The following is a 17,859-nucleotide window of genomic DNA, read 5'->3' on the forward strand; positions in this document are numbered from 1 at the left end:
CTAGGCCGCCGCACCGACAGCGTGCCGGGGACTGTGGACAAGTGGCCGGGACGGCCGGAGAACGCGCGGTGCGGACGGCGGCCGCACGATACGGCCGAAAGCGGAACGATATCTCTCAGGTCACGAAAAGGTTTCGGGCATATCGAACATCAGCCTTCACAGGAGCCACACGAGTTGGCTAACGTCCTCGCTCGGGCAGCCCGCCTCCCCGCGGACGACAGCGTCCGCACGGGCCGCCCACGCCGAGTCCGGCCCTGCCCGCGACGTGTCCCTCCGGTCACGCCCGGGTCACCCGGAGCCGGGGACCCACCAGCAACACCGGGGTGAATCGATCCGTCCGACCGACGCCAGCGGACGTACGGACCGTAGGGCACGGCCTTCCGTCAGCGACACCGCCCGAACCCGACAGCTAACCCGGTAGGCGGTCCACGGAAGGAGTTGCCGGCCTTGGCGTCCCATCGCAAGCCGCGCACCAGCGTTCTCACCTCGCCCGGGAGCCGCCGTACGGCGGCCGGGCTCACCACCGCAGCGCTCGCCTCGGTCACCCTGCTCTCGCAGACCGCCGACGCCGCCCCCAGGGCCCCCAGGCCCACCATCGAAGAGGTCAAGCAGAAGGTCGACGGCCTCTACCGGCAGGCCGAGGTGGCCACCCAGAAGTACAACGCCGCCAAGGAGCGCGCCGATCACCAGCGCGAGACCGTGGACGGACTGCTCAACGCCGCGGCCAAGCGGGCCGAGAAGATGAACGCGTCCCGGCGGGAGCTCGGGACGTTCGCCTCGGCGCAGTACCGCACCGGCGGGATGAACCCGACCGCGCAGCTGATGCTCGCCAAGGACCCGCAGCAGTTCTTCGACCGCAGCCACCTGATGGAGCGGCTGACCGGGCGGCAGCAGCAGGCCGTCAGCGACTACCAGCAGCAGGCCGCGGCGGCCGCCCGGCAGCGGGCCGAGGCGTCCCGCAGCCTGGATCAGCTGCAGAGTTCGCAGGCCGCCCTGAAGGAGTCCAAGCGCTCCGTGCAGCAGAAGCTGGCCGAGGCCCGGCAGCTGCTGTCCCGGCTGACCGCCCAGGAGAAGGCGCGGCTGGCCGCACTGGAGCGCCAGAAGGAGGCGGCGGCCAAGCGCCGGGCCGAGGAGGAGGCGCGCAAGCAGCAGGAGCGCGAGCGGCAGCGGCAGCAGGACGGCGGCTCCACCGGTGGCCAGACCGGCGGGGACACCGGCGGCTCCACCGGGGGCTCGCAGTCCACCAAGGCCGAGAAGGCCCTCGCGTTCGCCCGCGCCCAGATCGGGAAGCCGTACGTCTGGGGCGCCACCGGGCCCTCCTCCTACGACTGCTCGGGGCTGACCCAGGCGGCGTGGAAGGCGGCCGGGGTCGATCTGCCGCGCACGACCTGGGAACAGGTCAAGGTCGGCCAGCGGGTGGCGACCAAGGACCTGCAACCCGGTGACCTGGTCTTCTTCTTCGACGACATCAGCCATGTCGGCATGTACATAGGCGGCGGCAAGATGATCCACGCGCCGCACCCGGGCGCGAACGTCCGGGAGGAGTCGATCTACTACATGCCGATCTACGGGAGCGTCCGCCTGGGCTGACGCCCGGCCCCGCTGCCCCTCCGTCCACCCCCCACGGCACCCCCCACACGCCACCGCGCGGTCGTCGCCTCCGGATCCCGGAGTGCGACGACCGCGCGGTGTGCTGCAGGTCCGGCCGGCGCCCCCGGACCAGCCGGCGTGCTCAGGTCCAGAGGACCGCGATGAAGATGTTGGCCATCGTGAGGCCGCCGACCGCGCCGAACAGCGCCTTGTCGATCTGCTCCTCGTCCCGCTTGACGTAGACCAGTGCCAGGATCACCACCAGGACGGCCATCTTGATGCCGATCTTGATGTTGTTGACCGGATGGCCCTGCGCCTGGTTGAGGCCGACCAGCACGATGCCGGTGACCAGCATGGTCAGCGCGCCGTGCAGCATGGCCGGAACGAACCGGGCGGTGCCCGCACCCATCGCCTTCATCTGCGTCAGGAAGCCGCCCAGCAGGGAGGCGATGCCGATGATGTGCAGTGCGACGAAGATATTGATGACGACGTCCATGGGGTCGGATCGTATCCGCCGCATAGCACGCCCTTTCCGGCAGGGCGTCCACATTCGCCGCTTCGGTCAGCGCGGAGCGGCCCCGGCGACCGGGCGATGACGCTCCGGTCAGCCGCGTTCGGGCAGTGGTCGAAACCGGACAATGCCGCGCAAGTGAGCCCACCTCCGTGACACCCGGGCTTAGCGTCCTCCTCCAGGCGGCCGACTCCCGCCCCGCCGCAAGGGAAGGAAGTGACGGCCACCGTGGCCTCGCACCGCAAGCCCAGGCAGCATCCGCTCGCCTCGCTCACCGGCGGCTCGCGCACCGCGCGCACCGCCCGTACGGCCGCCACGCTGGCCCTCGCCGGCGCCGCCACCGCCACCGCGTTCGACGGCACCGGCCAGGCGGCGGACCTCTCCACCCCCGCCCAGGTCAAGGGCCGGGTCGATGCGCTGTACCAGGAGGCAGAGGTGGCCACACAGAAGTACGACGGCGCGCAGGAAGCCGCGGAGACCGCACGCGAGGAGCTGAGCAGACTGCAGGACGAGGCCGCCCGCCGGACCCAGAAGCTGAACACCGCGCGGGCCGGGCTGGGCGCCCTGGCCGCCTCCCAGTACCGCTCCGGCGGCGTGGACCCGACCGTGCGGCTGCTGCTGTCCGGCGATCCGCAGCGCTATCTGGACGGCGCCGCGGTGCTGGAGCGGACGGGCAGCCAGCAGGCGAGCGCGGTGGCCGGGTACGCGCGCCGGCTCGGCAGCGTGCGGCAGGTCCGGCAACGGGCCGAGGAGACCGCGGAACGGCTGACCCGGAACGAGGCCACGCTGAAGAAGCACCGGGTCACCGTCGTCCGGAAACTGGACGCCGCGGAGCAGCTGCTGGCCCGGCTGACGGCGGAGCAGCGGGGCCGGATGGCCGCCCGGGACGGCTCCCGGGCCGGGACGGCGGGCGGCCGGGCGGACCGCGGGGACGGCGGGCGGGACGGCGGTCTGCTCGGCGGGATCCCCACCGGCTCGGCGGCCGCGGCCACCGCCTCCGCGCAACGGGCGCCCAACGCGCGGGCCGCCCGGGCGGTGGCGTTCGCCTACGCCGCACTCGGCAAGCCGTACGTCTGGGGCGCCACCGGGCCCTCCGCGTACGACTGCTCGGGGCTGACCCAGGCCGCGTGGCGGTCGGGCGGGGTCTCCCTCCCGCGCACGACCTACACCCAGATCAACGCCGGCCCGCGCATCGACCGCTCCCAACTGGCGCCCGGGGACCTGGTGTTCTTCTACACGGCCGTCAGCCATGTGGGGCTCTACATCGGCGACGGGAAGATGATCCACGCGCCGCACCCGGGCGCGCCGGTGCGGATCGCGCCGATCGACCAGATGCCCTTCGCGGGCGCCACGCGGCCGGCGTAGGAGCCACGCGGCCGGCGTGCGGGAGCTGCTCGGCCGGCGTGCGGGCCATGCGGCTGGCGCCGGTGGCCGGGGGTCCGGTCTGCCGGGTCAGGCCCGCAGCTGCAGGCCCAGCCAGCGGAAGATCTCCGGCACCTGGTTGCGCCACACCACCGTGGTGTGGCCGCCGGCGTTCGCCGCTATCTGGTGCACGGTGACCGTCGTCGGGCGCTTCGCGAGCTGCTGGAGGCCGATGCCCGCCTGATAGCCGTCGCCGGCCGCGCCCGACACGTACAGGGCGGTGCGCGGCGGGTGGCCGGCCGCGTTGGCGGCCTTCAGGATGTGCAGCGGGTTGGACCGCACGCGCAGCTGGGGGTCCTTGCCGGCGAGCGAGTCGGGCTCCAGCGCCGGGTCGTTGTAACCGGACATGGCGACCGCGGCGCGGTAGCGGTCCGGGTGGGCCAGGGCCAGCTTGGCGGCGCAGTGGGCACCGGCCGAGTAGCCCGCCAGGGCCCAGGAGTGCGGCTGGGCGCCGGCCCGGAAGTTGTCGACGATCATCTGGCGGACGTCGACGGTCAGCCAGCTGTCCGCGTTGACCTTGCCGGTGATGTTGACGCAGCCGGTGTCGGCGCCGGTGAGGAGGGTGGTGCGCGGCGCCACGAGGATGGCGGGCTTGACCTCGCCGCGCTGCATCTTCGGGCCGAGCTGCTCCGCGACGTGCAGTGCGCCGAACCAGGCCTTCGCCGACCCGGGGTACCCGGGCAGCAGCTCGACGACCGGGAACTTCTTGTCCTTGAACGCGGGGTCGTTGTACTGCGGCGGCAGCCAGACGTACACCTCGCCGACCACGCCCGAGATGCGGCCCTTGAGGTTGGTCATCTGCACGCCGGGGCCCACCTTCGGGTCGTCGGCGGGGCGGAACTGCTGGATCTGCCGGGGCTGGTTCTTGATCTGCCGGCCGCCCATGCCGTCCGGTCCGAGGTCCTTGGCGACCGCGACATGGCTGTCGGTGCCGAGCAGGTCGCCCCAGGTGTCGTAGAGGTTGTTCGCGTTGTTGACCAGGACGAACACCACGGTGATGGCGGTGATCTGGGCGAACAGCAGCATCAGCAGGCGCGCGAGAGCGCGCAGCAGCGGCGGCCCGGCTATCCGGCTCCAGATGGCGAGCGGCAGCACAACGGCGATGACCAGCAGCGCGATCGAGGTGAGGAAGAAGGGCGTGCCCGTCAGGCTCATCGGGAACTCGCTTCCAGGAACGCATGACGCGAAGGACGTGGGGTGGGGTGGTTCGGGCCCCGCCTTCGGCAGTGAGCCTCTCCGCGCCCTTAGATGGCGACCGCGTGGTCCTGGTTGCCCGTCTTTGGTCCTTCTTTACGCCCTTCTTCACACCCCCCTTCACGTCCCGTGTGGTGCGGGTGAGGTCCGTGTGACCTCCGTCCCGCTGTCCCTGCGCCGCCCGCCCGCCCTTCCTGCCGTCTCCCGGGCCGCCTCGTCCGTCAGACCAGGCGGCGGGCCGCGGCCCAGCGGGTCAGCTCGTTCCGGTTGGACAGCTGGAGCTTGCGCAGCACCGCCGAGACGTGCGACTCGACCGTCTTCACGGAGATGAACATCTGCTTGGCGCACTCCTTGTACGCATAGCCGCGGGCGATCATCCGCAGCACCTCGCGCTCGCGCTGGGTGAGGCGGTCCAGGTCCTCGTCGATCGGCGGGGCGTCCGTCGAGGCGAAGGCGTCCAGGACGAAGCCGGCCAGCCGCGGGGAGAAGACCGCATCGCCGTCCGCCACCCGGAAGATCGCGCTGATCAGGTCCGTGCCGGTGATCGTCTTGGTGACGTAGCCGCGGGCGCCGCCACGGATGACGCCGATGACGTCCTCGGCCGCGTCGGAGACCGAGAGGGCGAGGAAGCGGACCGGGTGCTCGGGGTCGGCCATCATCGTGGCGCTGCGGCGCAGCACCTCGGCGCCGCCGCCCCCCGGGAGGTGGACGTCCAGGAGGACGACCTCGGGGCGGGTGGCGGTGATGACCGTGATCGCCTGGTCGACGTCGGCGGCCTCGCCGACCACCTCGACGCGGGTCCGCTCGGTCTCGCCGATCTCGGCCTGGACGCCCGTACGGAACATCCGGTGGTCGTCGACCAACACCACCCGTACGGTGCGGTCGCCGTCCTCCGCGCCGCCGTTGCCGTCCTGCTGCACGCCCTCGCTGCTCATGTCTTCCGTCCCTCCCTCGTTGTCTGCCCGGTCATCATCCCGTGCCGGCCCGGTCATGCGTCGGGCTCCTGCGCGGTGCGCTCCATCTCCAGCTCGACGACCGTGCCGCCCTCGGGGGCGGAGCGCAGCCGGGCGGTGCCGCCGTGGCGCTCCATGCGGCCGATGATCGACTCGCGGACGCCCATCCGGTCGGCGGGGACGGCATCCAGGTCGAATCCGGGACCGCGGTCGCGCACCGAGACGAAGACCGAGGAGCCCTCCACCTCGGCGAACACCTGGACCGCGCCGCCCTCGCCGCCGTATTTGGCGGCATTGACCATCGCCTCGCGCGCGGCCTGCATCTGGGCGCCCAGCGCCTCGTCCAGCGGGCAGTCGCCGACGACCACGACCTCGATCGGAACGCCGTGGTGGTCCTCCACCTCGGCCGCGGCCTTGCGCACCGCCTCCGCGAGCGTGGCCGGCTCCTCGTCCTCCTCCTTGCCGCGGCCCTCGGGCTTGTAGAGCCAGGCGCGCAGTTCGCGTTCCTGGGCCCGGGCCAGCCGCGCCACCTCACGGGGGTCGTCGGCGTTGCGCTGGATCAGGGTGAGGGTGTGCAGCACGGAGTCGTGGACGTGGGCGGCGACCTCGGCGCGCTCCTGGGCGCGGATCCGCATCAGCCGCTCCTCGGAGAGGTCCTGGGCCATCCGCACCAGATACGGGCCGGCCAGCAGGGCGATGCCGACGACGACGGCGAGCGCGGCCTGCAGCACCGAGCCGAGGTGCCGGACCGAGCCCTGGAGCACCACGATGCCGGTCACGCCGACGCAGACCAGCAGCACCCCGGCCGCGCCGCGCAGCACCGGCAGCAGCGCCTTGCGGCGGCCGAGCTCCAGCCATTGAGCACGCCGGGAGTTGTCCGCCTGGCGCCACACCAGGGCGACGCCGGCGCCGATCAGCAGCACCGGCCAGAGGTAGCCGTTTGCCTGGCCGAGCTGGAAGCGGGAGGCGACCACGGCCGCGCCGATCAGCAGGGCGATCAACGCGAAGACCTGCCCGCGGTCGGGCCGGCGGGCCAGCCGCCGCCTGCCGTCGCCGGGGGCGGGCTGCCGGTGCTCCACGCCCCCGAAGCCCAGCGGGACGAAGAACCAGAACGCGGCGTACAGCAGGGCGCCCATGCCGTCGGCCATGAAGAGGGCCACGAAGACGATCCGCACCCAGGAGACCGGCAGGCCGAGGTGCCCGGCGAGGCCACGCGCGACGCCGCCGAGCAGCCGCCCGTCGGCGCTGCGGTAGAGCTTGCGCACGGGCGGCTCGTCGGGGTCCGGCGCCGGGGCGTAGATCGTCTCGGCGCGCGGTGGTGCGGTGGTCATGTCCCCGATCGTCACACGCGCCGGGCGGCCGGGGCATCAGGGTCGACCCTGAACCGGCCCTGAGGTAACCCTGAGCCGGTCAGGGGTCAGCTCTTGGGCGCGATCTTGCGGAAGCCGTCCTTCACGTCCGAGAAGACCTTCTCGAACTTCGTCCAGTTCGCCGCGGGCGCGGTGACGTAGATCGCGTACTCCTTGCCGCCCTCGCGGCCGAAGCCCAGGTCGATCCCGCGGAACGTGCGGGCCCGCCCCTCGAACGTGAACTCCCAGATGGCCGCGGGGTCGCCCTGGAAGACCGTGTCCTGCAGGCGCAGCCGGGTGTACACCGGGTACAGCTTCCTGAAGTCGACCTCGACGTCCTTGAAGTGCTGCACCTGGTCGGCCGAGGAGAAGTCCAGGACGCTGACGGTGAGCTGGGCACGCTCGGCGTCGGAGGCGTAGACGATCTGCCGGCCGCCGTCCTTGACCTGGCGCCGCCATCCGTCGGGCACCGGGAAGGTGACGCCCACCGCGGATTCGGTGGCCTTGTGGTAGCCGGCCGGGAGGGGCGGCGGCGGTCCGATGCTGCTGCTCGGACCGCCCGGCAGAACGGGCACCCCCTTCTCGCCCGTCGCCTTGCCGCCCGTCACCTTGTCGCCCGCCACCTTGTTGGCCGCGGTGGGCTCCTCGCGCTGCGTCAGGTACCAGGCCGCTCCGGCGCCGCCACCGGCGACCAGCGCCCCGGCGATGCTCACGGCCACCACCCGGCCGCCCCGCCGCTTACGGGACGCGGGGGCGCCGGACCGTACGCCCGGCCGGCCGCCGAGGCCGACGTCCGGGAGGGCCACCCGGCCCGTGACGCCGCCGTCGGCGGCCAGGGCCGTCCCGGTACCGGTGGTTGCTCCCGCGCGGCCCGGGCGGGGCGGCACGCCGCCCGGGTGCGGCACCGCGCGGGTCGTCGCCTCCGAGCGCTCGTCCGGCGCGGTCGGTTCCTCGCCCGCCGACCCGGGGGCGAGCGGCGGCCAGCCGAGCAGTGCGGTCTCCGCATCGCTCTCGGCGGCCCGCAGCGCCTGCTCGACGACCTCGGCGGTCGGCCGGTCCTCCGGTTCCTTGGCGAGCAGCGCCTCGACGAGCCGGGTGAGCGGCCCGGCGTTGCGCGGCGGGTCGAGCGGATCCATGGCGATCGCGTAGGCCGTCTCGACCGCGGTGTTCTTACGGAACGGGGGCCGTCCCTCGACCGCCTGATAGAGCGTCGCGCCCAGCGCCCACAGATCGGAGGCGGGGCCCGGGGTGCCGCCCTTGACGCGTTCCGGCGCCAAGTAGTCGATGGAGCCGACCAACTCGCCGGTCTTGGTGAGGGTGGAGGTCCCCGAGGCGACCGCGATGCCGAAGTCGGTGAGCACGACCCGGCCGTCCGCGCCGAGGAGCACATTGCCGGGCTTGACGTCGCGGTGCAGCACACCGGCGGAGTGCGCGGCCCGCAGTGCCGCGATCATGCCGCGGCCGATCCGGGCGGCCTCGCGCGGGCTGACCGAACCACCGGTCCGCGCGGCCTCCTTGATGGCGTCGCCGAGGGTCGTGGACGGGACGTACTCCATGACGATGCAGGGCAGCCCGGCGTCGTCCACGACGTCGTGGACGCCCACGACGTTGGGGTGGTTGATGCGCGCCGCGGCCTGCGCCTCACGGGTGGTGCGCTCATGGCGGGTCGCCAGTTCGTCCGCCTCCAGCTGTGGCGACACATGCAGGCGCTTGACGGCGACCTGACGCCCGAGGAGTTCGTCCCGGGCCCGCCAGACGGTACCCATACCGCCCTGGCCTATCCGCTCAACCAGGCGATACCGCCCGGCGACCAGTCGCCCCTCGTCCACCGACGCCGCCTCCGTCACCGCACGCCCCTCCGGAAACCCGTACGTATCCGAGGCGCAACCATAGTCTCCGGCGCCGGCGGTCAGCCCACGGCCCACCGTAGGCCGGCTCGTGTCCGCCGGTCCGGGCGGGAGCTCGTGGCATATGCCCGCCGGCGGGGGATTTCCGCACGGCCCTGAGAGGTCTCGGGGATGCCGGCGACGGATCTCAGGGATCTGCCAGGGTTTTCACGGATGCCGCGGCCGCGTGGATCTTGTCACCATGGGCCCATGAACGAAGCAGCCCCCGTCGCGGAGCCGGCACCGTCCGACCCCGCCGGCCCCACCCCACCGCATCCGCCGCTGCGCCGCAGCCGGCGGCACAAGGTCGTTGCCGGGGTGTGCGGCGGGCTGGGCCGGCAGTGGGACCTGGACCCGGTCATCTTCCGGATCGTGCTGGCCGTGCTCTCCGTCGGCGGCGTGGGCCTGATCCTGTACGGCTTCGCCTGGCTGGCCATCCCCCTCGACGGTGAGGAGGAGAACGAGGGCCGCAGGCTGCTCTCCGGCCGCGTCGAGGGTTCCGCGCTGACCGCCCTGCTCTTCGCGCTGGTCGGCTGCGGACTGTTCCTGACCACGCTCGCCAAGGGCAGCATGATGTCGTTCGCCATCATGCTGCTGCTGGCGGTGGGCGGTTCGGCGTACTGGTCGCGGCGGCGCCGGCAGGCGGTGGCCCAGGGCCCGGAGTCGATGGACGCCGCCACGGCCCAGGCGGTCGCCGACGCCCCACCGGAGACCAAGGCGCCGCCGGTGCCCGCCAGTCCCTCCTGGTGGCGCGATCCGCGCTCGCGGGACGCGGGCGGCGGGGGCTACCTGTGGGGCCCGGAGACCACCCCGCTCCCCCTGGACCTCACCTACCGCTTCACCCATGGCGCAGGCGCGGCCACCGCTTCCGGTCAGGGCGCCTGGTCCGGCGCCGGCCGGCCGCCGGGACCGCATGTGCCGGCGGGCGGCGCCCACCCTGCCCGCAGCCCGCGCAGAATCCGGCGCCCCGGCCGCCCGATAGGCGGCCGGACCTTCCTGCTCGCCCTGTTCGGCGGCGCCGGCACCGCCCTCGCCGTCGCCCGGCACCACACCTTCGTACCGTCCGTCCAGGCGGGCCTGGCCGCCGCGCTGGTCGTCTTCGGCCTGGGGCTGGTCCTCAGCGCCTGGTTCGGGCGGACCGGCGGCGGCACGGTCTTCCTGATGGTGCTGACGGCCCTGACGCTGGCCGGCGTGACGGTGCTGCCGCGCACCTTCACGGCCGACTGGCAGGACCGCAGCTGGGCCCCGACCACCGTCGCCGCCGTGCAGCCGCACTACGCACTCGGCTCCGGCTCGGGCGAGTTGGACCTCGGCGGGTTGTCCCTCAAGGGCGGCCGTACGGTCCACACCAGCGCCGAGGTGGGCGCCGGCCGCCTCCAGGTGACCCTGCCGCCGGGCGTCACCACCCGTCTGCACATATCGGTCGGCCTGGGCGACATCCAGCTGCCCGGCGAAGCGGCCGACCACGTGGAGCTGCTGACGGGCGGGCAGGACAAGACGATCACGCTGCCCGCCGAGGGCCTGAAGAAGGGCGAGAAGCCGCACGGGGCGCTCGACCTGGACCTCAGCGTCGGCGCCGGCCAGGTCGACATCCAACGCGCCACCCCGGCGCCGGCCGTGGCCCCGACGCCAACCCCGATCCCGACGCCAACCCCGACGCCGACGCCGTCAACGTACGTCTCGTCGGCGCCCGTCCCGCCGGCCACCACGCCCACGGCGCCCGCCGCCCCGCGACCGGCCGCGGCACCGGCCGTCCCGACCCGCCAGGGAGCCTCCCAGTGAAGCGCCACCCCTTCGAACCGGCCCGGCTGATCTCCGGCGTCACCGCCCTCACCCTCGGCACGGGCTACGGCCTCGACGCCCTCGGCGTCTGGGATGCGCCCGGCCCCTGGCTGCTCCTGGCGCTCCCCGCCGGCCTCCTCCTCTCCGGCATCACCGCCGCCGTGTGGGCCACGGTCCGCCGCCACCACGCCGACCGCACCGAGGAGGCACCCACGACACCGCACCCATGACTCCCGGGGCCCCAAGGGTGCCCCTAGCCGAACAGCTGCGCACCGTGTCGTTTGCGGCGGTTGGCGAGGGCCGCGTCGAGGGAGAAGCGCGGCGTGCCGGCCAGCACGAGCGGCAGCCAGGCCATCAGGTAGGCGAGGTCGTTGCCGTAGTAGTACGGCGTGGTCGCCCAGCTCACGGTGAGCCACAGCGTCAGCGAGATCAGCGCGCCGCCCAACGCCGCGAGCCGGCCCAGCAGTCCGACCAGCGTCCCCAGGCCGACCGCCAGCTCACCGGCGGCGATGGCGTAACCGAAGCCCACCGGGCTCTTCTCTGCCAGATCGACGAGTTGCGGCAGCGCCGCCACGTCATGGACCTGCCGCAGCATCTCCCCGAGCGAACCGGACCCGCCGGCCGCCAGGAAGGCCCGGTCGGTCAGTTTGTCGATCCCCGCGTAGAGAAAGGTGACGCCCAGGAAGAGGCGCAGCGGGAGCAACGCGTGGCGCGCCAGTGGTCCACGCAGTCCGGCGGCAGGGCTGTCGGTGCCCGAGCCCGCCAAGTCGGCACCGATCGTGCGATTCGCGTGAACCATGACGTCCGCCTCTCCGTTGCCACCGGGAGCGCCGATTGTGCCCGCACCCGCGCCTCAGAGGGAGGTACGTACGCACCTGCGCAAGAGGTTCAACGGACCGCTGCACTTCCGGCGACTGCCGCACACAGAATCGTCACCCGGGCGCTGGATCCGGAGAGAAACCACGCCCGATCGGGAGACCAGAACCGACGCCGTCCCTCCCGAGCGGGAGACGAACCCGCTGCCCGTCCCCTCCCTGGCGGGCGGGAGACCAATCCCGCCGCCGTCCCCTCCCCCGGAAGACGAGCCCGCAGCCCGGCACACCCACGCACCCCCGCCCGGCACCACTCGACAGCCCCGCGCGCTGAGTCCCCACATCGATCGGCCAGGCCCCCCGCCCCTCGGCCAGGAACTCACGTAGCCCCCGCCCCCGCCTCGATCGCTCAGTCGGCCACGTCGATCGGAAAGGCCGCCGTCTCGACTCCTGCCGCCGTGATGACCCGGACCTCCACCCGGCCGGGTTCGACGTCGACCGGGACCGGGACCGTGAGCACGCCATCCGTGGGGTTGGCGAAGCCGCCGGCCACCGGAACCAGCGGCACGGGGACGTGGACCGCGCCGATCCGTACGACGGTGCGAGCCAGCCGGTCGGGCGTGGTGGCTCCCGGGGGGACGAAACCGGCGCCGCGGATCTCGATGTCGTCGCCGGTGCGGACCGGCGCCGCGAGATCACCCAGTTCGCGGGCGCGGACCACCGAGAGGATCACCGGACGCCCGCCCGTCACCAGCTTCCCGGCGAGGTACGCCGTCCCGGAGACGCCCGCCAGGGCCACCAAACCCCAGGGAAGCCGCGGCAGTTGACCCGGCTGCCCGGCCAGCCGGACCAGGGCGAACGCCAGCACCGCGGCGTTGACAAGGACGTACTGGACGTCCAGGAAGCTGCCGCGGCCGGCATCGTCGGTCAGCAGGTCGGCGCCCCGCGGCCGCTCCGCGGGCACCTTCTGCAGCCACCCGGTCCGTACCCGCACGGCCACCAGCCCGTACGCCAGCACCGCCACCCCGCAGACGAGGCCGAGGAGCCCCAGCGCCGTGCCGGAGTGGGCGAGTGCCAGGCCGTCGAGCAGGTGGTGCCGCTCGTCGGGGGCGGTCACGAACGCCAGCCGGACGGCCATGATCAGCACGGCGTACAGCACGACCGCCGCCCAGGCCGCGGCCACGGTCCGCGAGGTGGACAGCCGGCCGTCCTCCCCGATCAGCGGCGCCAGCGCCCCGCCGTGCGACCGGTGCAGCCAGGCCGCCGCCGTCAGCCCCAGCGCCAGCAGGACGGCCACGAGCAGCGCCGCCGTACGGAACGCCGTCCAGCCGGTGCCGATCGCGGTCAGCGCCTCGCCGACCAGCAGGGCCACCACCGCGCCCCAGACCACCAGCAGGGTGCGCCACCGTACGGCGGTCAGCCAGGCGACGCCCTCGGCGGCCCCGCGCCTGGCCAGTTCGCGTGCCGACAGGGTCAGTTCGTCGGAGACCCACTGCCGGGCGGCGCCGGCCGAGCGCGCGAGCCCGGCCGGGACGCCGCGCCCGGCGGCGAAGTCCTCGCGCAGTGCGACGAACGCGGCGACCGCCTGCCGGTGGCCCGCCCGGGCGCCGTGCGGGCACCGTCCACACCGGCACTCGTCACCATCGGCATGCTCCGCGCCGCCCTCCGGCTCGCCCGTTCCGGCCATGCTGCCCGCCGTATCAACCGACACGTCCGTTACCGTCCCGCCACCGCTGCCATCAACTCATCGTGTGTGGAGGAGAATTGTGCCGTACACGGGCCGGCGGACAGCAAACGTCCAGTTGGTGGCGAGTGGTAGCGGCATCGGCAGGTTGACGCGGCATCGGTACGTAGACGTGGGGCTCGGTACGTAGACGTGGCTTCGGCACGTCGCCCCGCCGTCGCGGCCCGGCCCACCAGGGCACGCAGACCTCGCCGCCACCTCGCCCACCACCCTGCCACCACCTCGCCACCGCCTCGTCGCCACACGGCCTTCCCCAGCTCGTACGACGGACCTCCCCTCCCCCGGCCCGCACCACAAGCCGCTCCCGCCCCGCACCACGCCCCTTCTTCCCCCGCTCCCCCTCCCCTCCCCGGCCCGGCCCCCGCCCCGCCTTCCGCACATCCGCTCGGCGGGCGACCGCGGAAAGCCGACACTTCCCCTATTCGGGCGAACCGGGGCACGGTGACGGCTGAGTCGTTCGCCCGCTGCGCAAGCTCTCGCCGTGTGCCAAATACACGAAACTGCACCACCCCACCGACACCACGCACCACGACACGGACCGGACCGCCCCAGGGCCAGGCAGGCGGGTTGCCTGGCCGCCGCGGCCGCCGTCCTGCTGACGGGGATGGTGGCGCTGTTCGCCGCCGCGGCCCCGGTGAGCGCCGGCGAACCGGCCGCGGCCGGCGGGCGGTTGGCCGTCCAGGGCCGGCACGAGGGCCGATATGAAGGCCGGCACGAGAGTCGGTACGAGAGTCGGTACGAGGGCGGGTACGGCCGCCCGGCCGCCGGCGACAACTGCGCCTACGCCGGGACCGCACCGCCCGTGGACGTACCGACCGGCTTCCCCATGCCCCACGGCTGGCACTTCCCCTGCACCAAGGCCACGCGCCCGCCCGCTCCGTCCCGCCCGCCGGCGCCGCGCCCGCACCACCCCAAGCCCGCCCCGCCACCCCCCGCACCCCGACCGACGCCACCCCCGACACCCCCGCCCCCACCACCGCCCCCGCCACCCACACCACCACCGGCACCACCATCCCCTCCCCCCTCACCGGCCCCCCGTACGCACGCCCCTGACCCGCCGCCCTCACCCCGGCCGGAGCCCCGCCGCCCCGCCTCGCCCGCGCCCGTGCTGCCCCGCAACTACGCCCGGACGTACCACAAGGCGCACGCCGGGCGCTCGGTCGTGACCACGACCCTCCTGATCACCGCCCCGGCCGTGCTGGCCGGCGCCGCCCTCCGTCCCCGTTCGAGCTCCTCGTCCGGTTCCGCCGGGCGCCGTTCCTCGTAGGAGGTCCCCATGTCGCAATGGCTGGTGCTGGGCATCGCCATGGCCGCGGTCTGCGGCGTCGTCCTGATCATCACGGTCCTCAAGGAACGCCGGATCGCCGACGACCACGACCCGTCCGAAACACCCGATGTGATCGAGTACCTGACGATGATGGTGGGGGTGGTCTACGCGATCGTGCTGGGCCTGGCCATCGCCGGCGTCTGGGAGGCCCGGAGCGCGGCCGAGGACACCGTACGGGCCGAGGCGCAGGCGCTGCACGAGGTCAGCGCGCGGGCCCGGGCCTATCCCGCGCCGGTACGGGACCGGATCCGCTCGGACGTGGACGCCTACGTCTCCTACGTGGTCCACAAGGAGTGGCCGGTCATGTCCGACCAGGGCCAACTCACCGTGCGGGGCACGGAACTGCTGACGAAGGTCCGTGCCGACGTGACCGACTACCACCCGCGCAACGACTTCGAAGGGCAGTCCTACCAGCCCCTGGTCGACCAGATCTCGGTGGCCGACGGGGCCCGCAACGCCCGGGCGGACGCGGCCGATTCGACGCTTCCGGGGGTGGTGTGGTTCGGGCTGATCACCGGCGGTGCGATCTCCGTGGGCATCATGTTCACCCTGCAGATCCGGCGGTCGGGCCGGGAGATGCTGATGGCCGGCCTCTTCAGCGCGCTGATCGCCTTCCTGCTGTTCCTGGTCTGGGACTTCGACTCGCCGTTCAGCCGCGGCATCTCCGCCAGCGCGGACCCGTTCCGGGACCTCTTCCCGCACCTTTGACCGCGCCTGTGCCACGCCTCGTACTGCGCCCCCAGCCCTGTGGCTGACCGTACGGCGTAAGTGCTGCTCGCAGTGTCCCCCGGGCGAAGTCCGGGGGACACTCACGCGTCGGGCTCCTAGTCGAAGAGGTCCGGCTCGCTGCGCGTGATCTGCTGGTACAGCGGCTGGTAGTTGATCCATGCGACCAGGTCGTTGCCCAGCTGCTCGCGGGTGTGGACGGCGTTGTGGTGGTCGATCAGGACCGGCTTGCCGGCGGCCTTCGCGGTCAGCTGGACCTGGCAGGAGCGTTCCATCGTGATGAACCACCACGCCGCCGCGTCCACCGAGTCGCCGACCGTCAGCAGCCCGTGGTTGCGCAGGATCACCGCCTTGTGCGGCCCGAGGGCGGCCGCGATCCGGCGGCCCTCCTCCTCGTCCACCACGACGCCCGTGTAGTCGTCGAAGAGGGCGTGGTCCTCGTAGAACGCGCAGACGTCCTGGGTGATCGGCTCCAGCAGCTCGCCGAGGGACGACAGCGCCCGTCCGTAGGTGGAGTGGCTGTGGGCGGCCGCGACGACGTCCGGGCGGGCCTGGTGGACCTGCGAATGGATCGCGAACGCCGCCTGGTTGACGTGGTAGCGGCCCTCGACGACCTTGCCCTCGGCGTTCACCAGGATCAGATCGCTGACGGTGATGTGCTTGAAGGACATCCCGAAGGGGTTCACCCAGAAGCAGTCGGGGAACTCCGGGTCGCGCGCGGTGATGTGCCCGGCCACGCCCTCCTCGAAGCCGAAGCGCCCGAAGAGGCGCAGCGCCGCGACCAGACGCTCCTTGCGGTGGCGTCGCTCGTCCTCGACGGTCCGGTGTGTCGGCGGCATGGCGAACTGCAGCTCGTCGGTGGGTATCGGCGTCGGTTCGGGCATCGCCGTTCTCCTTCTGGCATGTACCTGGCTCGTGCGGCTCGCTGCGGAAACTACCCTCCGCTACCCCAGGTAACCAGCCCCGCGACGTGCCCGGACGGTGCCCACCGGCATGATGGGCGCACGACGTGAGGCACCGGACGGGTGCCGGCGACGGTCGCCGGACGGCGTCGGTACAGGGGGTGGACGATGACGGCCCACAGGACGCTGTCGGTCAGCAAGGACATCGACGCGGCACCGGAGCGGCTCTTCGCCCTCCTCCGGGACCCGGCCCGGCACGCCGCGCTGGACGGCTCCGGGACGCTGCGCGGCCGCCCCGAGGGCCCGTCGCCGCTCGGCCCGGGCGACCGCTTCACCATGGGGATGGCCCAGGGCCCGATCCCGTACCGGTCGGTGAACGTCGTGGTGGAGTACGAGCCGGACCGGCTGATCGCCTGGGAGACCTGGGGCGAGCTGCGCGGCCGCCGGCTCGTCGGCGGCCAGCGCTGGCGCTACGCCCTGACACCCCTGGACGGTGCGGCGGACGGACCCGCCACCCGGGTCACGCACACCTACGACTGGTCCCGCGCCCGCTTCCCCCGCCTGGTGGTCGAACTCCCCGGCTTTCCCCGGCGGATGGGCCCGGCCATGACCACGACGCTGGAGCGGCTGGCAGCGGCCGTACGGGCGGACGGAAGCAGCTGACCGCCGCCGATGACCGGATGGGGCGGGTTACGCGTGATGCCCCTGCTCCCGCCCGTAGCCGCTCAGCAGCTCGACGCCGCGGAGCAGCGCGGAGTGGTCCAGGGCGCCGTCGCCGCGCGCCACCGCGGAGGCGATCAGCTGGGCCGCTACGGCACCGGCCGGCAGCGTGGCGCCGACGGTGCGGGCCGCGTCGGTGACGATGCCCATGTCCTTGTGGTGCAGTTCCAGCTTGAAGCCGGGGGTGAAGTCGCGGGCGAGGATCCCGTCCTTCTTGCGGGCCAGGACGGTGGAACCGGCCAGGCCGCCGCCCAGGACCTCCAGCGCGGCCGCCAGGTCGACCCCGGACTTCTCCAGGAAGACCACGGCCTCGGCCAGGGCCTGCAGATTGACCGCGACGATCAGCTGGTTGGCGGCCTTGACGGTCTGGCCCGCGCCGTGCGGTCCGCAGTGGACGACGGTCGCGCCGACCGCGTCGAAGACCGGCCGAGCGGCGTCGAAGTCGGCCCGCGCACCGCCCACCATGATCGACAGCACGCCCTCGACAGCGCCCGCCTCACCACCCGAGACGGGAGCGTCCAGCACCCGGATGCCCTTGTCGGCGGCGGCCTTCGCCAGGTCGACGGAGGTCTGCGGGGTGATCGAGGAATGGTCGATGAAGAGGGTCCCCGGACGGGCGTTCTCCAGGATGCCGTCGGGCCCGTAGGCGACGGCTTCGACCTGCGGGGACGCCGGGACCATGGTGACGACGACGTCCGCGTCCCGGACCGCTTCGGCGATCGATCCGGCCTCCTTGCCGCCCGCCGCGACCAGCGCGTCCGCCCGGCCGGCGCTGCGGTTCCAGCCGACGACGGTGTGGCCGGCCTTGGCGAGGTTCACCGCCATGGGGCTGCCCATGATGCCGAGGCCGAGGAAAGCGATCGTGCTGGTGCTCATAGCTGCGCCCACTTACTTCCATATAGCGGATTCAGACTGCCGCAATACGAAAGCAATCCTCCGTC

Annotated in this window: 15 protein-coding genes, 1 pseudogene and 1 riboswitch; of the genes and pseudogenes, 7 read left to right on the forward strand and 9 right to left on the reverse strand. The window is 73.3% G+C overall.

What is annotated here, in order from left to right:
- Positions 1–270 precede the first annotated feature (270 nt).
- Positions 271–440: riboswitch (cyclic di-AMP (ydaO/yuaA leader) on the forward strand.
- 7 nt (positions 441–447) lie between these two features.
- Complete coding sequence (locus ACZ7MX_RS07290) at positions 448–1,590, forward strand: C40 family peptidase (RefSeq protein WP_472130125.1); 1,143 nt, start codon at positions 448–450, stop codon at positions 1,588–1,590.
- A gap of 142 nt (positions 1,591–1,732) precedes the next feature.
- Here the strand turns inward: ACZ7MX_RS07290 and ACZ7MX_RS07295 are convergent, their stop codons facing one another.
- A complete protein-coding gene (locus ACZ7MX_RS07295) occupies positions 1,733–2,086 on the reverse strand; it encodes a hypothetical protein (protein ID WP_472130126.1) in 354 nt (117 codons plus the stop codon).
- A 231-nt stretch (positions 2,087–2,317) separates the two neighbouring features.
- Between ACZ7MX_RS07295 and ACZ7MX_RS07300 the strand changes: the two genes are divergently transcribed.
- Entirely contained in the window at positions 2,318–3,466 is a 1,149-nt protein-coding gene (locus ACZ7MX_RS07300) for a C40 family peptidase (protein ID WP_472130128.1), read from the forward strand.
- Between the two features lie 87 nt (positions 3,467–3,553).
- On the opposite strand, the gene ACZ7MX_RS07305 is transcribed toward ACZ7MX_RS07300, so the two are convergent.
- The 4 genes from ACZ7MX_RS07305 to ACZ7MX_RS07320 all read right to left on the reverse strand — a co-directional run bounded on the left by ACZ7MX_RS07305 (position 3,554) and on the right by ACZ7MX_RS07320 (position 8,866).
- Positions 3,554–4,678: an alpha/beta hydrolase gene (locus tag ACZ7MX_RS07305; protein WP_472130130.1), complete on the reverse strand. Its 1,125-nt coding sequence runs from the start codon at positions 4,676–4,678 to the stop codon at positions 3,554–3,556.
- A 260-nt stretch (positions 4,679–4,938) separates the two neighbouring features.
- Positions 4,939–5,652, reverse strand: coding sequence for a LuxR C-terminal-related transcriptional regulator (locus tag ACZ7MX_RS07310; RefSeq protein WP_472130132.1), 714 nt, complete (start codon positions 5,650–5,652; stop codon positions 4,939–4,941).
- A gap of 53 nt (positions 5,653–5,705) precedes the next feature.
- Positions 5,706–7,001 carry a PspC domain-containing protein gene (locus tag ACZ7MX_RS07315; RefSeq protein ID WP_472130134.1) on the reverse strand — a complete coding sequence of 432 codons (1,296 nt, stop codon included), beginning with the start codon at positions 6,999–7,001 and terminating at the stop codon, positions 5,706–5,708.
- Positions 7,002–7,087: 86 nt separating this feature from the next.
- Positions 7,088–8,866, reverse strand: coding sequence for a serine/threonine-protein kinase (locus ACZ7MX_RS07320; protein ID WP_472130136.1), 1,779 nt, complete (start codon positions 8,864–8,866; stop codon positions 7,088–7,090).
- Between the two features lie 249 nt (positions 8,867–9,115).
- On the opposite strand from ACZ7MX_RS07320, the gene ACZ7MX_RS07325 reads away from it, so the two are divergent.
- Both ACZ7MX_RS07325 and ACZ7MX_RS07330 read left to right on the forward strand, forming a co-directional pair.
- The gene (locus ACZ7MX_RS07325) at positions 9,116–10,687 is read left to right on the forward strand and encodes a PspC domain-containing protein (protein WP_472130138.1); all 1,572 of its coding nucleotides are present in this window, start codon (positions 9,116–9,118) and stop codon (positions 10,685–10,687) included.
- Positions 10,684–10,917 (forward strand): hypothetical protein, encoded by a 234-nt coding sequence (locus ACZ7MX_RS07330; protein ID WP_472130139.1) that lies wholly within the window; start codon positions 10,684–10,686, stop codon positions 10,915–10,917. The genes ACZ7MX_RS07325 and ACZ7MX_RS07330 overlap by 4 nt, the downstream gene beginning before the upstream one ends.
- Before the next feature lie 23 nt (positions 10,918–10,940).
- Here the strand turns inward: ACZ7MX_RS07330 and ACZ7MX_RS07335 are convergent, their stop codons facing one another.
- Positions 10,941–11,486, reverse strand: a complete 546-nt coding sequence (locus tag ACZ7MX_RS07335) for a TQO small subunit DoxD (RefSeq protein ID WP_472130141.1) — start codon at positions 11,484–11,486, stop codon at positions 10,941–10,943.
- Between the two features lie 422 nt (positions 11,487–11,908).
- Positions 11,909–13,186 carry a hypothetical protein gene (locus ACZ7MX_RS07340; RefSeq protein ID WP_472130610.1) on the reverse strand — a complete coding sequence of 426 codons (1,278 nt, stop codon included), beginning with the start codon at positions 13,184–13,186 and terminating at the stop codon, positions 11,909–11,911.
- A 661-nt stretch (positions 13,187–13,847) separates the two neighbouring features.
- Between ACZ7MX_RS07340 and ACZ7MX_RS07345 the strand changes: the two genes are divergently transcribed.
- Both ACZ7MX_RS07345 and ACZ7MX_RS07350 read left to right on the forward strand, forming a co-directional pair.
- Positions 13,848–14,510 (forward strand): hypothetical protein, encoded by a 663-nt coding sequence (locus ACZ7MX_RS07345; RefSeq protein ID WP_472130143.1) that lies wholly within the window; start codon positions 13,848–13,850, stop codon positions 14,508–14,510.
- A 9-nt stretch (positions 14,511–14,519) separates the two neighbouring features.
- Positions 14,520–15,278, forward strand: coding sequence for a bestrophin-like domain (locus ACZ7MX_RS07350; RefSeq protein ID WP_472130145.1), 759 nt, complete (start codon positions 14,520–14,522; stop codon positions 15,276–15,278).
- A gap of 116 nt (positions 15,279–15,394) precedes the next feature.
- Here ACZ7MX_RS07350 and ACZ7MX_RS07355 read toward each other — a convergent pair.
- A pseudogene (locus ACZ7MX_RS07355) lies at positions 15,395–16,186 on the reverse strand (class II aldolase/adducin family protein); the annotation flags it as partial.
- Positions 16,187–16,366: 180 nt separating this feature from the next.
- On the opposite strand from ACZ7MX_RS07355, the gene ACZ7MX_RS07360 reads away from it, so the two are divergent.
- Positions 16,367–16,861 carry an SRPBCC family protein gene (locus tag ACZ7MX_RS07360; RefSeq protein ID WP_472130147.1) on the forward strand — a complete coding sequence of 165 codons (495 nt, stop codon included), beginning with the start codon at positions 16,367–16,369 and terminating at the stop codon, positions 16,859–16,861.
- A 27-nt stretch (positions 16,862–16,888) separates the two neighbouring features.
- Here the strand turns inward: ACZ7MX_RS07360 and ACZ7MX_RS07365 are convergent, their stop codons facing one another.
- Positions 16,889–17,794, reverse strand: coding sequence for a 2-hydroxy-3-oxopropionate reductase (locus ACZ7MX_RS07365; RefSeq protein ID WP_472130149.1), 906 nt, complete (start codon positions 17,792–17,794; stop codon positions 16,889–16,891).
- Positions 17,795–17,859 lie beyond the last annotated feature (65 nt).

It is taken from the genome of Streptomyces sp. NPDC107765 (assembly GCF_055657085.1).